Annotated in this window: 14 protein-coding genes; 11 read left to right on the top strand and 3 right to left on the bottom strand. The window is 61.5% G+C overall.

Features of this window, described 5'->3' with window-relative positions; all coding sequences use genetic code 11:
* Positions 1-5 precede the first annotated feature (5 nt).
* The 8 genes from solA to J2Y63_RS32450 all read left to right on the top strand — a co-directional run bounded on the left by solA (position 6) and on the right by J2Y63_RS32450 (position 7,372).
* Complete coding sequence (gene solA, locus J2Y63_RS32485; protein WP_435269419.1) at positions 6-1,172, top strand: N-methyl-L-tryptophan oxidase; 1,167 nt, start codon at positions 6-8, stop codon at positions 1,170-1,172.
* Positions 1,173-1,286: 114 nt separating this feature from the next.
* Positions 1,287-2,294 (top strand): trans-3-hydroxy-L-proline dehydratase, encoded by a 1,008-nt coding sequence (gene lhpH, locus J2Y63_RS32480; protein WP_435269418.1) that lies wholly within the window; start codon positions 1,287-1,289, stop codon positions 2,292-2,294.
* Between the two features lie 2 nt (positions 2,295-2,296).
* Positions 2,297-3,220: a bifunctional Delta(1)-pyrroline-2-carboxylate/Delta(1)-piperideine-2-carboxylate reductase gene (lhpI, locus tag J2Y63_RS32475; RefSeq protein WP_435269417.1), complete on the top strand. Its 924-nt coding sequence runs from the start codon at positions 2,297-2,299 to the stop codon at positions 3,218-3,220.
* A gap of 126 nt (positions 3,221-3,346) precedes the next feature.
* Positions 3,347-4,168 (top strand): transporter substrate-binding domain-containing protein, encoded by an 822-nt coding sequence (locus J2Y63_RS32470; RefSeq protein ID WP_435269416.1) that lies wholly within the window; start codon positions 3,347-3,349, stop codon positions 4,166-4,168.
* 111 nt (positions 4,169-4,279) lie between these two features.
* Positions 4,280-4,942 (top strand): amino acid ABC transporter permease, encoded by a 663-nt coding sequence (locus tag J2Y63_RS32465; RefSeq protein WP_435269415.1) that lies wholly within the window; start codon positions 4,280-4,282, stop codon positions 4,940-4,942.
* A 9-nt stretch (positions 4,943-4,951) separates the two neighbouring features.
* Positions 4,952-5,605, top strand: coding sequence for an amino acid ABC transporter permease (locus tag J2Y63_RS32460; RefSeq protein WP_435269414.1), 654 nt, complete (start codon positions 4,952-4,954; stop codon positions 5,603-5,605).
* On the top strand, positions 5,602-6,321 hold the full coding sequence (locus tag J2Y63_RS32455) for an amino acid ABC transporter ATP-binding protein (protein WP_435269413.1): 720 nt from the start codon (positions 5,602-5,604) through the stop codon (positions 6,319-6,321). Before J2Y63_RS32460 ends, J2Y63_RS32455 begins: the two co-directional genes overlap by 4 nt.
* 22 nt (positions 6,322-6,343) lie before the next feature.
* Positions 6,344-7,372 (top strand): trans-3-hydroxy-L-proline dehydratase, encoded by a 1,029-nt coding sequence (locus J2Y63_RS32450; protein WP_435269412.1) that lies wholly within the window; start codon positions 6,344-6,346, stop codon positions 7,370-7,372.
* A gap of 211 nt (positions 7,373-7,583) precedes the next feature.
* On the opposite strand, the gene J2Y63_RS32445 is transcribed toward J2Y63_RS32450, so the two are convergent.
* The 3 genes from J2Y63_RS32445 to J2Y63_RS32435 all read right to left on the bottom strand — a co-directional run bounded on the left by J2Y63_RS32445 (position 7,584) and on the right by J2Y63_RS32435 (position 11,414).
* The gene (locus J2Y63_RS32445; protein WP_256120116.1) at positions 7,584-8,624 is read right to left on the bottom strand and encodes a glutamine synthetase beta-grasp domain-containing protein; all 1,041 of its coding nucleotides are present in this window, start codon (positions 8,622-8,624) and stop codon (positions 7,584-7,586) included.
* Positions 8,625-9,083: 459 nt separating this feature from the next.
* Positions 9,084-10,259 carry a CaiB/BaiF CoA transferase family protein gene (locus J2Y63_RS32440; RefSeq protein WP_435269411.1) on the bottom strand — a complete coding sequence of 392 codons (1,176 nt, stop codon included), beginning with the start codon at positions 10,257-10,259 and terminating at the stop codon, positions 9,084-9,086.
* Positions 10,260-10,271: 12 nt separating this feature from the next.
* Positions 10,272-11,414: a LacI family DNA-binding transcriptional regulator gene (locus J2Y63_RS32435; protein ID WP_435269410.1), complete on the bottom strand. Its 1,143-nt coding sequence runs from the start codon at positions 11,412-11,414 to the stop codon at positions 10,272-10,274.
* A gap of 204 nt (positions 11,415-11,618) precedes the next feature.
* Between J2Y63_RS32435 and J2Y63_RS32430 the strand changes: the two genes are divergently transcribed.
* From J2Y63_RS32430 to J2Y63_RS32420, 3 genes are read left to right on the top strand one after another with little or no spacing between them, the layout of a single operon-like run.
* Positions 11,619-12,542, top strand: a complete 924-nt coding sequence (locus J2Y63_RS32430; RefSeq protein ID WP_435269409.1) for a MaoC family dehydratase — start codon at positions 11,619-11,621, stop codon at positions 12,540-12,542.
* 10 nt (positions 12,543-12,552) lie between these two features.
* Complete coding sequence (locus J2Y63_RS32425; protein ID WP_435269408.1) at positions 12,553-13,560, top strand: ABC transporter permease; 1,008 nt, start codon at positions 12,553-12,555, stop codon at positions 13,558-13,560.
* A gap of 49 nt (positions 13,561-13,609) precedes the next feature.
* On the top strand, positions 13,610-14,527 hold the full coding sequence (locus tag J2Y63_RS32420; RefSeq protein WP_435269407.1) for a substrate-binding domain-containing protein: 918 nt from the start codon (positions 13,610-13,612) through the stop codon (positions 14,525-14,527).
* The last annotated feature ends 24 nt before the right edge of the window (positions 14,528-14,551 follow it).

The raw sequence follows: 14,551 nt of genomic DNA, 5'->3' as shown, positions 1-14,551 counted from the left end.
CTATCATGGCTACCCATCAAACCATTCTCGACGTTGACTGTGCCGTTGTCGGCCTTGGCGTCATGGGCGCTTCAACGCTGTATTTCCTGGCCCAGTCGGGCGGGAAGGTCGTCGGTATCGACATATACAGCCCCCCGCATGGCCATGGCGCAAGCCATGGCGGCTACAAGGTGACGAGAGAAGCCGTTGCCGAAGGCCCCGCCTATCTGCATTTTGTCCGGCGCTCGAATGCGCTGCTGCGTGACCTCGAACACCGCTACGGCGTCAGCCTGATGCAGCGCACGGGAACTTTGATCATCGGGTCGGAGGCGACGAGCAGCGCCAGCGGTTTCCTGCGCGATACCATTGGGATTGCCCAGGCGAATGGCATTGTGCACGAAGTTCTACCGTCAAGGGAGTTGCGCAGACGCTATCCGCAGCTCATCGGCATAGCCGAAGAGGACACGGGTTATCTTGAGCCTGACGCCGGGTTCATCCGCCCCGAGCCGCTGTTGGATCTGCAGATCGCCCTTGCCGAACACGCGGGCGCCGAGATTTTGAGGAATACTGCCATCAAACGGATCACGTCGGTCTCCGGCGGTGTCGAGATCGAGGCCGAGGGGGTGCGGATCCGCGCCCGGCAGGTCGTCGTTGCTGCAGGGCGGTGGATGGGCGAACTCCTTGGCGACCAGCTTGCGAGCCTGCTGACTGTCGGCCGGCAGCGGACCTTTACGTTCAAAGTGCGTGATGCGGCTGCCTACCGCGCGGAGCGATTCCCGACCTTGATGTGGTTTCGCGAGCGTGTCGGTGGTGATTGCGCGACGGTTTTCCCGCTCGAAGGATCGGAGGAGGGGCTCAAGTTCTTTGTCGCGGACACGGAGGTCGATGCCCGCATCGGCCAGTCGAGCGATCGGTTTTTCGAGCAGCATGTCGCGCCGTTCTTCTCCGGGATTTCCCCGGAATTGCAGGCGACGGAGGCCTGCTACTACACGTCGACCTCCGATCATGGATTCCTGCTGGATTGGCATCCGGACATTGCGGGGATGTTCCTCGTGTCCGCCTGTTCGGGTCATGGGTTCAAACATGCATTGGGGATTGGCGAGACGGTATCGGCCGTGCTGACGGGAAGGCCTACTCCTGATCTTTCGGCATTCAGCCTGGAGCGATTTTTCGCCGGCCTGCCAGGCCACTGAACATATCGTCGATGCAAGGCGGTAAACGGCCTTGACACATTTGGTAGATCGTATACGATATCTGAAATAGAAGAATGAACGACGACGAACGGGTCGTCGGTGAGAGGAAGACACATGAAATTCGATCGCTTCCTGACCACAGTGGAGCTGCACACCTGCGGCGAGACTTTTCGCCTGGTCACCCAGGGCCTGCCCAAGATCCCCGGCAAGACGATTGTCGAGCGCATCACCTGGCTCGAACAGAACGCAGATCACTATCGACGCGCCGTGCTGCTGGAGCCCCGCGGCCACAAGGATCTCTACGGCGGCTATCTGACCGAGCCGGTTCATCCCGAGGCCGATTTCGGCGTGATCTTCCTCAACAACATGGGATACAGCCCCCATTGCGGTCACGGTGTCATCGCTCTTGCGACCGCCGCCGTGGAGCTCGGCTGGATCGAGCGGAAAGCGCCGGAAACGAAGGTTGGCATCGATGCGCCATGCGGCTTCATCGAAGCCTATGTCCAATGGGATGGCGAGCGCACCGGCGCGGTTCGTTTCGTCAATGTGCCCTCGTTCATCTTCAGCCGCGACGTAACCGTTGAGACGCCGAGCTTCGGCGAGGTCACCGGCGATGTCGCCTATGGTGGTGCGACGTATTTCTACGTCGACGGCCGCAAGCACGGCGTCGAAATTCGCGAATTCGATGCGCAGCGCGTCATGCAGCTCGGATACGAGATCAAGAAGGCGGTGAATGCCAAGATGCCGTTCGTGCATCCGGAAATCCCGGAATTCAACAATGTCTACGGCGTGATGGTTTATGGCGACCCCCGCCATGCGGGCTCCACACAGGCAAATTGCTGCGTCTATGCCGACCGCGCCGTCGACCGCTCGCCGACCGGTTCGGGTACGGCGGGCCGCGTTGCCCAGCTTTATCTTCGCGGCGAGATGACCGGTGCCGAGACGCTGGTCAATGAATCGATCATTGGTACGATCTTCAAAGGACGTGTGCTTTTCGAAACCAAGGTCGGCGACTTCGACGCCGTCGTCCCGGAAGTGGAAGGCAGCGCCCATATTTGCGGCTTTGCCAACTGGGTGATCGATGAAGCCGATCCGCTCAAATACGGCTTCCTGGTGAACTGACGATGGTCCAGCACTTCGATGCATCCTTCACCGAGACATTGCTGCCCTTCGACCTGTTGGTCGGGGAGCTGGAAAGAACCGTGGCCGCGTATGCCGACGGAAAGATCGTCAGTCCGGAGCGGCTGGTCATACCTCTGGCGGCCGGCGGTGTCATGCTTTCCATGCCCGCGAGCGCCGAGGACATTGCGAGCCACAAGCTCGTCAATGTCTGCCCGTCGAACCTTTCGCGTAATCTTGCGACGATCAACGGTGAGGTCGTTGCCTACGATGCCGTCACCGGCGTTTCCCTCTTCGCCCTCGACGGTCCGACCGTCACCGGACGGCGAACGGCGGCGGTGACGCTGCTGGCCATCAGCCGGCTTCGGAAAACGCCGCCGAAGACCATCGCGATCATCGGAACAGGCAAGCAGGCGTCCACACATGCACAGGCATTCGCCTCCTTCTTTCCCGGCGCAAACCTGGTCGTCGCTGGGATTTCCCGGGAAGTTGAAGACCAATTTTGTGCAAGGCATACCGCCTGCGCCGTCAGGCCCTTTGCGGATCGCGACTGGTCTCGCGTTGACGTCGTGGTGACGCTCACCACCAGCAAGACGCCGGTCTATGCGGAAGTCGCGACGCGGGATCGGCTTGTCGTGGGGGTAGGGGCCTTTACGCCGGATGCAGCCGAGGTTGGAAGGGAAACAGTGCTGGCCAGCACTCTGATCGTCGATGATGCCGCCGGTGCGCGGCACGAGGCGGGTGATCTCATCCAGGCCGGCGCCGATTGGTCCAAGGTGCTTTCCTTGTCTGACGTTCTGAAGGGAATGGCGGATGTCGCTGGCCCGATCTTCTTCAAGAGCGTCGGCTGTGCGGCGTGGGACCTCGCGGCATGCCGCGTGGCGCGTGCAATGATCGCTACGGACACTTCGGACCGGCCGTCGCGGTGAATTGGGAAGGTCATCGGATTCGTGTCAAGGCGCCTCTTACCTCTCTCCTTGCGGGGAATAGCGGCACTTTAGAGCGTATACGATAGCCAATATGCGAAATAATCCATAACAAGAGAGGAACTGCAAATGAAGAAAATGATCCCACTTATGGCGCTCGCCGCTGTGGCAATATGTGGTTCGGCTGCACAGGCAGACCAGCTTGACGACATCATCAGTGCCGGCAAGCTTCGCTGCGCCGTGCAGCTCGACTTCCCGCCGAATGGCTCGCGCGACGCGAACAATAACCCAATCGGTTTCGACGTCGACTACTGCAACGATCTCGGCGCGGCGCTTGGCGTCGAAGTGGAAATCGTCGATACGCCGGAAAATGACCGCATCCCGGCGATCTTGTCGGGTCGGGCCGACGTTGCGGTCGCCGTCGCTTCCGACACGCTGGAGCGTGCGAAGACCATAGGCTTCTCGATCCCCTATTTCGTGTTCGAGACGATCGTGCTGGCACGCGAGGATTCGGGCATCAAGGCGCCTGACGACATCAAGGGTCATACGGTCGGCGGTCCGGCCGGCGCCTATGAAACGCTCGCACTTGCCAAGGAAATCGAGAAGAAGAGCGATCCGGCGTCGAAGATGCTGACGTTCCAGACCCAGTCGGACACCTTCCTGGCACTTGGCCAGAAGCGCATCGACGCGACCTACACCACGTCGACGATCGCCGCAGCGATCATCGAATCCGGCAAATATCCGGGACTCAAGGTTGTCGGCCCCGCGCCGGTCGATGCCGACTACTGCGCACTGATCGTCAAGCGACAGGAACAGGGTTGGCTCAATTACGTCAACCTGTTCCTGAACCGCCAGGTGCGTTCGGGCCGCTATGCCGAACTCTACAAGAAGTGGATCGGTGAGGACGTCGGCGCAGCACCCGACCTCACCGTCCCCGGCGTCTACCGATAACCAGCATTCGTCTCATCGCAAGAAGGCACCCGGTCGCAATCGATCGGGCGCCACCTTGGGCGCGCATATGCGTCCGCGACAACCGAGCGCTGACAAAGAATGAGGTCGCAAATGGACTATGAATTTCAGTGGAGGCCGGTCCTGCGTTCGCTTCCCGAGATGCTGTGGGGCGCTCTGCAAACGATCGAGATCGCGGGCCTCGCCATGATGCTCGGAACGGTCCTCGCCATTTTCCTGGCCCTCGCCAAACGATCCGGCAAAAAATACCTGTCCTTGCCAGCCGACATGTGGATTGAGACGGCGAGAAACACGCCCGCACTCTTCCAGATATACATGTTGTATTTCGGCCTGGGCTCGCTCGGCTTGCAGGTCGGATCCTACGCCGCGCTGTTGCTCGGTATCACGTTCAACAATGCCGGTTATCTCGCCGAGACGTTCCGCGGTGGCTTTGCAGCCGTTCCAGAGACGCAGACACGGGCGGCACGCTCCCTTGGACTGGGGGCGGTGCAGACCCAGTGGCACATCGTGATCCCGCAGATGCTGCGCGCGGTTTTCCACGCCATGACCAACCAGATGGTGTGGTCCGTCCTGATGAGTTCGCTCGGGGTCATTGTCGGCCTGACTACGGACCTGACCGGCGTTACCCAGAAACTCAACGTCGTGACCTACAGGACCTTCGAGTACTTCTTCGTCGCGGCGTGCCTCTACTACCTCATTTCCAAGGCTTTCACGCTATCGGCGCGCGTCGTGGCCTGGCGCCTGTTCCGCTATTAGGAGGTCGCGATGTATTTCGGTGGATCATTTTCGTGGGGCGACTTCTTCTTCCTTCTGTCGGGAGCCGTGACCACGCTTTCAATCACCCTTGTCGCCGTCGTCATCGGTACCGTCCTCGGTGTCCTGTTCGGCCTGATCCGGGCCGGCGCGCCCTGGTGGATCGGCAACACGCTCGGCGCGGTCCTCGATGTCTTCCGGTCCGTGCCGCTCCTCATCCAGCTCGTGCTGTTCAACTCGTTCAACAGCATGCTCAAGCTGAACTGGCCGACCTTCACCGTCGGCTGCATCTGCCTGGGAATTTACGCCTCAGCCTTTTGCACCGAGATCGTCAGAAGCGGTGTCGGCGCAGTCCCTCAGACGACACGCCGCGCTGCCCGTTCTCTCGGCCTCACCTGGCGGCAGGAATTGACGTCGATCACGCTGCCGATCGCCACCCGGATCGTCTTTCCGAGCTGGATCGGGCTGACGCTCGGCGTGATGAAGGACACGGCGCTCGTCTTGTGGATCGGCATCGTCGAACTCCTGCGCAGCTCGCAGATCGTCACGTCGCGGGTTCAGGAACCGCTGCTGATCCTCGGCATCACCGGGCTGATCTACTTCGTGATGAGCTTTCCAATCGCGAGACTCGGTAATCAACTTGAAAAGAAGTGGGGCACGCAATGATCGCCATCGAGAACGTTCACAAGCAATTCGGCGCGCTGCATGTGCTGAAAGGTGTCGATCTGTCGGTGCAGAAGGGCGAGGTCCTTTCGATGATCGGCGGGTCGGGATCCGGTAAATCGACGATGCTGATGTGTATTAACGGCCTCGAAGGCATCCAGCAGGGCCGCATCACGGTCGATGGCGTGGAGGTTCACGCCAAGGCCACCGACCTCAACAAACTGCGCCGCCGCATTGGAATCGTCTTCCAGCAGTGGAATGCCTTTCCGCATCTCACGGTGCTGGAGAATGTCACGCTTGCGCCGAGAAAAGTTCTCGGCAAATCCAGGGAAGAGGCGGAGGCGATCGCGGTCGAGCAACTGTCTCATGTCGGGTTGAAGGAAAAGCTCGCCGTGTTTCCGTCCCGGCTTTCCGGCGGCCAGCAGCAACGCATGGCCATCGCAAGAGCGCTTGCGATGTCACCCGACTACATGCTGTTCGACGAGGTCACATCGGCGCTCGATCCGCAGCTCGTCGGCGAGGTGCTTGATACAATGCGCATGCTGTCGAAGGAGGGCATGACGATGATCGTCGTCACCCACGAAATGCGTTTCGCACGCGAAGTGTCGGATCGCGTCGCCTTCTTCCGCGAGGGGCGCATTCACGAGATCGGCTCGCCGGATCAGATCTTCGAAGACCCCCAGCAGCCGGAAACCGCGGCTTTCCTCAAATCCATTTGACCTCCATCTAGGAACCTGAACAGTGCGCTCATCCAAGATAGTCCATGTCGTGAGCTGCCATGCCGAAGGCGAAGTCGGCGACGTCATCGTCGGCGGTGTCGCGCCGCCTCCCGGTGCGACGATCTGGGACCAGGCACGCTGGATCGCGGAAGACGAAACACTCCGCAACTTCGTCCTCAACGAGCCACGCGGCGGCGTGTTCCGTCATGTCAACCTGCTGGTGCCGCCGAAGGACCCGAAGGCACAGATGGGCTGGATCATCATGGAGCCCGCCGATACGCCGCCCATGTCCGGCTCGAATTCGATGTGCGTGGCGACAGTCCTGCTCGACACCGGCATCATCCCCATGCAGGAGCCGGTCACACGCCTGACCCTGGAAGCGCCTGGCGGCCTGATCGATGTCGAGGCGGAATGCCGAAACGGCAAGGCCGAGCGTATCCGCGTGCGCAACGTGCCCTCATTCGCCGACAAGCTCGACGTGACGCTCGAAGTGGAAGGGATCGGCACGATCACCGTCGATACCGCCTATGGCGGCGACAGCTTCGTCATCGTCGATGCCGCGTCGCTCGGCTTGAGCCTCCGCCCCGAGCAGGCGCGCGACATTGCGCGCATGGGTGTGAAGATCACGGAGGCCGCCAACGAGCAGATCGGCTTCAAGCACCCGACAAATGGCTGGAGTGGGATTTCCTTCTGCCAGATGACCGATCCCGTGTTTATGAAAGACGGCGTCCTGCACGGTAAGAACGCCGTCTCGATCCGCCCCGGCAAGGTCGATCGTTCGCCCTGTGGCACAGGCTGCTCCGCCCGCCTGGCCGTTCTCTACGCCAGGGGCTTGATGAAGGCCGGCGACGGGTTCGTCGGCATCTCGTTGCTCGACAGCGAGTTCCATTGCAGCCTCGGCGAGGCGCTTGAGCTCAACGGTTTGCCAGCAATCCGGCCGACCCTTTCAGGCCGCGCCTGGATCGTCGGAACGAAACAACTGATGGTCGATCCCGCTGACCCGTTCCAGGGTGGCTATCGGGTCTCCGACACCTGGCCGATGCACAGGTGATCATTGCAATCCGGCTTTCGGAGCAGCAGTTTCTGCGCCACGGCGACGGACTGAACCGGCGGTGTGCGCATATTGCGATATCCACCTTGCGCGTGAGCAGGTCGCCCACCGACAGAGGCGTTAAGGTTGGTAACCAACTCCGGTAAACCACTTTGCCGCCCGCGGGACACCGTTCGGGGTCGCGCGGGTGGCGCGTGATTTTGTTCTGCCGTCAGGCTGCTTCACGGTTTTCCAAGTTTGTCGGCACCGTTGAAATCGTCTTCAGAATTTGGGATGCGATCTGATAGGGGTCGCCCTGTGAGTTCGGGCGGCGGTCTTCGAGGTAGCCACGGTAGCCATTGTTAACGAAGCTGTGCGGAACACGGATCGAAGCACCGCGGTCGGCCACTCCATAGCTGAACTGGTGGATCGAGGCGGTCTCGTGCTTGCCGGTGAGGCGCATGTGGTTGTCGGGGCCGTAAACGGCGATGTGGTCCGCACGGGCTTCGGCGAACGCATCCATCAGGCCCTCGAAATACATCTTGCCGCCAATTTCGCGCATGTATTTGGTCGAGAAGTTGGCGTGCATGCCCGACCCGTTCCAGTCGGTGTCCCCAAGAGGCTTGCAATGGTACTCGACGTCGATGCCGTACTTTTCCGTCAGGCGCTGCAGCAGGTAACGGGCAAGCCAGATTTCGTCGGCCGCCTTGCGTGAGCCTTTGCCGAAGACCTGGAATTCCCACTGGCCCTTGGCGACTTCGGCATTGATGCCCTCGTGGTTGATACCGGCTGCAAGGCAGATATCGAGATGTTCTTCGACGATCTTACGGGCGACGCCGCCGACATTGCTGTACCCGACGCCGCAATAGTACGGACCCTGCGGGGCGGGGAAGCCCGCATCCGGGAAGCCAAGCGGGCGGCCGTTCTGGTAGAAGAAATATTCTTGCTCGAAGCCGAACCAGGCGTCGTCGTCGTCAAGGATTCCGGCGCGAGTGTTGGACGGGTGCGGCGTCTTGGCGTCCGGCATCATTACTTCGCAAAGCACGAGGGCGCCGTTGTTGCGCTCCGGGTCGGGATAGACGGCGACGGGCTTGAGCACGCAGTCCGAACTGTTGCCTTCGGCCTGCATGGTCGAGGAACCGTCGAAGCCCCAGAAGGGGAGCTGCTCTAGCGTCGGGAAGGCGTCGAATTCCTTGATGAGGGTCTTGCCGCGAAGGTTCGGGGTTGGTTTGTAGCCATCGAGCCAGACATATTCGAGTTTAAACTTTGTCATACGAATTCCTTCACGCATGGGACCAAACTGAAGTCGACCCTCATCGACATTCGCGAGTTCAGAAGCAGGTATCGTGCCAATCTGGCCTGCCGCTCAACGCGCAGGAAATTGGGCGCATGTTGCGGCGAATTGGATAACCCCGCGTGTGCGGAATGAATGCGAATTAGGCACTCTGCACAAAATGTCGGCAAGCCTATTGCTCGGCAGTTCACGTTGCTCCGGCAGAAAAGCAATATGTTAATCTGGTGCTTTTTGCCGGACGCCTAAGCCCTCATAGGGGCGCTGGCGAGCTTGTGTACATGACTATTCTACCGCGGTGGATAGCATCTTCGTCTGGGCTGGCGCTCCGGCTTTGCAACAAACTGTTCCTCGGCCGTTTTGCAAGTGAGCTCAAAAGCTCCTCCGCTTCTGATAATGCTTCCTCTTGCCTGGCAAAAATATGTAAAGTTTGGACATTCCTTATATTTCCCTATCGCCCAACCACTCCGCCAGCACCTCGTCCGTATGCTCTCCAAGCAGGGGCGCGGGGCGGGTGATGCGGCCGGGCGTGTCGTGCAACGTCACGGTCACGCCGTGGGTCGTGTACGTGCCGACGGTTGGGTGTTCGATATCGACGATCTGGCCCCGGTGGCGAAGCTGCGGGTTTTCCGTCACCTCGCCAATGCTGGCGACCTTGGCGCAGGGCACGCCTGCCTTTTCCATCGCCTCAACGACGGCGCTTGAGGGATGCAGGCCAACCCATTGCTGGACGATCGCTTCGATCGCCTCCTGGTTGGCGAGGCGGGCGTCGGCCGTGGCAAAACGTGGATCGTCGAGCAGGTGCATCAGGTCGGCGGTTGCGGCGAAGCGGCGGAAGAGCGAGTCGGTGCCGGCTGAGAGGTAGACCCATTCGTCGTCGCTGCACCGGAAGCTGTTGACGGGTGCGGTGTAACGGTCGCGGCTTCCCATGCGCGTCATCGACTGGCCGAGCTGCCTGAAATCCGGGATGGCGCTCATCAGCAGGCTGGCGCTCGTTTCGAGCAGGCTTGCTTCGACGAGCTGGCCCTTGCCGGTCTGGCGGCGGGCCTCCAGCGCGCAGAGCGTGCCGATCGTCGCGTAGAGCGCCGTCGAGTAATCGACCATGAAGGTGCCGGCCATGGTGGGCGGTCCGTCCGGCTGGCCCGTTAGGTTCATGATGCCACCCATCGCCTGGGCGATCACATCGAAACAGGCGCGGCTGGCGAAAGGGCCATTCTGGCCGAAGCCGGAAATGCGCACGACGATGAGGCGCGGGTTGATCGCCGACAGGACATCCCAGCCGCAGCCCATCTTTTCGAGCGTTCCAGGTCGAAAATTCTCGATGAGGATATCGGCCGTGGCGGCAAGCTGGCGCAAAGTTTCCTGGTCCTTCGGGTCGCGAAAATCGAGTTCGACGCTGCGCTTGTTGCGGTTGAACGACAGGAAATAGGTGCTCTCGCCAGCAATCTTCGGATGGTTGAGCCGCGTGTCGTCGCCGCTGCCGCGCTTTTCGATCTTCACGACATCAGCGCCCATGTCGCCGAGCTGCATGGCGCAGAAGGGGCCGGCGATGAAACGGGAAAGGTCGAGAACGCGCAGGCCATCAAGGGGCGCGGCGAGGGGCGGGGTAAGCGACATGTCTGCTCCAGTCTATGCAACGATGATGGTTGATGGTTTCCAGCGGCTTGCGAGGTAAGCCTCCAGATTGTCAGTCGAAAGGGGGCTGCCGGGGTCGACCCGGCTCGGGGCCTCCGCCGTGGAATGGCGCACGATGATTTCGACCGGCAGCGTTACTGCGATCGGCGACAGGGCCTCGTCGGTAAAGCGTTCCAGCAGGCGCTCGCCGACGCTTTCGCCGATTTCGGTCGCCGGCTGGCGGGCGGTGGTCAGCGAGATCATCGGGAAGGCCGAGAAGAAGACGTCATCGACGCCGACGATAGACAGGTCCTTCGGCACGGAAAGCCCCATCTGCTGCGCCACGTCCATGGTGCCGAAGGCCATAAGGTCGTTGGCTGCGATCACGGCCGTCGGACGCTGTGGCAGCGACAGAAGTTCGCGCGCCCCGCGCATGCCGGCGATGAAATCGTAGCTGCCGTCCGCAACCAGTTCGGGGGCGGCGTCGAGGCCGAGGGCCGCCACGCCATCGCGAAAGCCTCGGGTGCGCTCGCAGGCGGCAGAGGATTGCTTGGGGCCGGTGATGAAGCCGATACGCCGGTGACCGAGATCGGCGAGGTGGCGGACGAGGGCGTAAACACCGCCGGTATTGTCCATGCCGACATAGTCGAAGGTCGAGCTCGGCGCATGCGTGGTCTGCCAGTCGGCGGGCGTGCGGTGGACGAGCACGACCGGCAACCCGCAGCCGGCAAGCTGGGCGGTCTCCTCGATGTCGAGACTCTGTGAAATGACGACGATGGCGTCGACGTCGCGCTTGACGAAGGCATGGATCGCCGCCTTGCAGGTCCGCCCGTCATTCGCGGTGCTGGCGACGAGCGTTGCGTAGCCGGCGGGCACGAGGATCGAATTCAGCCCACTGATGATCTCGTTGAACACCGGGTTGGCGAAATCCGGCAAGATCACGCCGACCGAGGAGGACTGGCGGGTGACGAGCGCGCGGGCGGCCGCGGATGCCTCGTAGTTCATGGCCTTCGCCATGGCCATGATGCGCGCCTTCGTGCGCGGCGCCACGATGTCCTTGTCGTGCAGGGCGTTCGACACCGTGGATGGCGCCACACCCAGTGCCTCTGCCACATCGACGATGGTGACGCCGCGTTTTGCTCGTCGTCTCGCTCCCATCCCTTGCTCCTCCGCCTGATGGTTTTTGTACTATGACCAATAAAAACGTTTGCAGAAACGTTTTTATATGAAAGTCTTTGTGTCGGGAGAAGATTTGCCAGGGAAACGGTATGTCCGGTGATGCGCCTTGATCGGCGTTCACGACATGCGTGCGGCTGTCTTGAAAACGCCGGCAGGGCCGGCGCCATACCGGTGAGGAGTTCTATGCACTACAAGGATCCGACCTTCGAATCCGTCGAACTGGGTGAAACATTCGGCCCCCAGGTTCTGGACATGGACGAGCATTACCTGCGCTCGGCCTGCTTTGCTTTGTCCGATTATTCCGACTGCTATTTTCATGCAGACCCGGCATTCGGATACCGCATCGCGCCTTCCGCAGCGCTGGTTCGCGACGGTGTTGCGCTGTTTTTGACCAAGTACAATCCGAACACCGTCGTCGGTCTGCACCAATCGGAAGAGCTCTGGTACCACGCCCCCGTTCCCTTCGGCGGCAAGGTGACGCTGACCGGCGAATATGTCGATAAATACGAACGGCGTGGCAAGGGTTACTGCGTACTCGACGTCGACGTGCGCGACGAGGCCGGCCGCCTTCTGGTGCGCCAGAAATCGACGGAGATCATGCGCATTCCCGAAGGCATCCGCATGGGCGAGGGCAGTTCCACGCCGGGGGCGGGGCGCGTTTCCGGCACGGTTTCCGAAAACGTTTCTCCAATCGGCCGCGCCCGTCTGGATATCCCCGCTGGCACACCGATCCCGTCGCTAAGGAAGACGGCGCACAACGACGAGATGGCCGTGTTCTCGGGCATCCACTTCAACCGGCACAATATTCACACGGACGACCACGTCTCAAGCGCTGCCGGCTTCCGCGCCCGCCTTGCGCAGGGCGTCCAGACGACGTGCTGGATGTCGGAAATGCTGGCGAATTTCTTCGGTCCCGCCGCCTGGTTCACCTCCGGCTGGATGAAGAACGTCTACCTGCAACCGGTCTATGCCGGCGACGAGCTGACGGCGCATGGCGTCGTCACCGGCCGCACGGATGACGGCCGGCTCGAACTCGAAATCTGGACGCGCAACCAGGATGGTCTCATGACCGCCGCCGGCTGGGCGTCTGCCAAGGTCGAGGTTTGAGGAGGCTGACGTGTCGAACGGAACTAACCTCAGCGAAAGGACACCCATGTTCGCCAAAGACAATCTCTCGGCGACCGTCAAGGACCTGCTGCTGCGCAACATCGCGGTCACCGGTCTTCTGGTGCTCATCATCATCTCGGCCTTCCTGTCACCCTATTTCCTGACGGCTGACAACCTGTTCAACGTGCTGCGGCAATGGACTATGGTGGGGTTGATCGCGATCGGCCTGACCTTCGTGATCATTTCCGGCGGCATCGACCTTTCGGGCGGCGCCGTGCTGGCGCTGGCGACTGTCGTCGGCGCTCTGTCCGCTCCGCTGGTCGGATCGGCCGGCATGATCGCCGTCGTCATTCTCGTCGGTGCGGCTTGCGGCTATATCAACGGCGCCCTCATCACCTGGGGCAAGGTGCCGCCTTTCGTCGCCACGCTCGGCATGATGACTGCCGCGCGTGGGCTTGCGCTCATCCTCAGCGAGGGACGCACGGTGACGGCCGATCTCGCGCCGGAATTCGTCTTCGCCTTCGGCCGCGGTTATCTAGGGCCGATCCCGATGCCGGTGCTGCTGACGGCAATCGTCTTCATCGTCGCAGCGGTGACGCTGAAATACACGGTCTATGGCCGGCATGTCTGCCTCGTCGGTGATAATCCGGTCGGCGCGCACCGCTCCGGGATTCAGGTCCAGGGCGTCATCCGCAGTGTCTACACGCTGCATGGTGTGCTGGCGGCGATGGCGGGCCTCTTGTTTCTCGGACGCCTTGGCGTCGGTGAGCCGACCGGCGGCATGCTGTTCGAACTCTCCGGCATTGCAGCTGTCGTCATCGGCGGCACGCCCTTCGTTGGCGGCGTCGGCAGCATCTTGCTCACCTTCGTCGGCCTGATGGTGATCGGGCTGACCTACAACATCCTGAACCTTCTCTCCGTCTCACCCTACGCACAGGACTTCGCACGCGGCGTCATCATCGTCGTCGCCGTGATGTTCAGCATACGCCGTGAGGCCAGGAGCCGGGTGAGGAAATAGCGCAGCAAACCCCGGCGCAGGCCGGATCAAGTCAAAACGGGAGGAAACCATGACTTACAGACAGACACTCCAAATCGCCATGCTGGCCGGCACGATCCTCGCCGCACCGGCGGCAGCGACTGCCCAGACGGTGGAAATCGGCGTCGCCCAGCCGAACCTCGAACATCCCTACCGCGTCGGCGGCATCGAGCGGGCAAAGACCTGGGGCGCCGAGCACCCAGACGTAAAGCTGACGATTGTTGACGGCCGGCGTGACAGCGCGACGCAGTTGTCCGGCATCGAGGATCTGATCACTCGCCACGTCTCGGCCGTCGTCATGTCGCCGAACGATTCCAAGGCGCTGGCGCCGATCGCCGACGCCGCCAAGCGCGCCAACGTTCCGCTGATCATCTTCGACCGTAAGCTCGACGTACCGGAAACGGATTTCGCCGCCTTCATCGGCTCGGACAATGTCGAGATGGGTCGCGTCGCCGCGCGCTTCGTCGTCGAGAAGATCGGCGAGGAGGGCAAGGTCATCCAGCTCGAAGGCACGCCTGGCGCGTCCGCGACCGTCGACCGAAAGACGGGCTTCGAAGAGGAAATCGCCAAGCATCCGGGCATCACGGTGGTCTCCTATGTCGGCCATTATCGTCTGCAGGAAGCCGTGGCGGCAATGGAAGACGCCGTCACCGCACATCGCGATGTGAAGGCGGTCTTCGCGCATAACGACACGATGGCGCTGGGTGCGGCTCAGGTGCTGGAGGAGCAGAAGATCGAAGGTGTCGCCACCGTCGGCATGGATGGGGCGAAGGAAGGCTGCGACGGCGTTGCCGCCGGCCGCCTGACGGGCTCGGTCTATTACCCCACCATGTTCCCGGAATCGCTGGAACTCGCGATGAAGGTGCTTGCCGGCGAAAAGGTCGAGAAGATGACCTTCCTCGATACGCCGATGATCACCAAGGAAACGCACGACACCTATTGCAAGTAATCGGCTGCGGTCGAGGGGCCATCC

Origin of the sequence: Shinella sp. BE166 (assembly GCF_051201095.1) — a bacterium.
GTDB classification, from domain to species: Bacteria; Pseudomonadota; Alphaproteobacteria; order Rhizobiales; family Rhizobiaceae; genus Shinella; species Shinella lacus.
The sequence above is the reverse complement of the archived record's forward strand: the minus strand, read 5'-3'. Positions and strand labels throughout refer to the sequence as shown.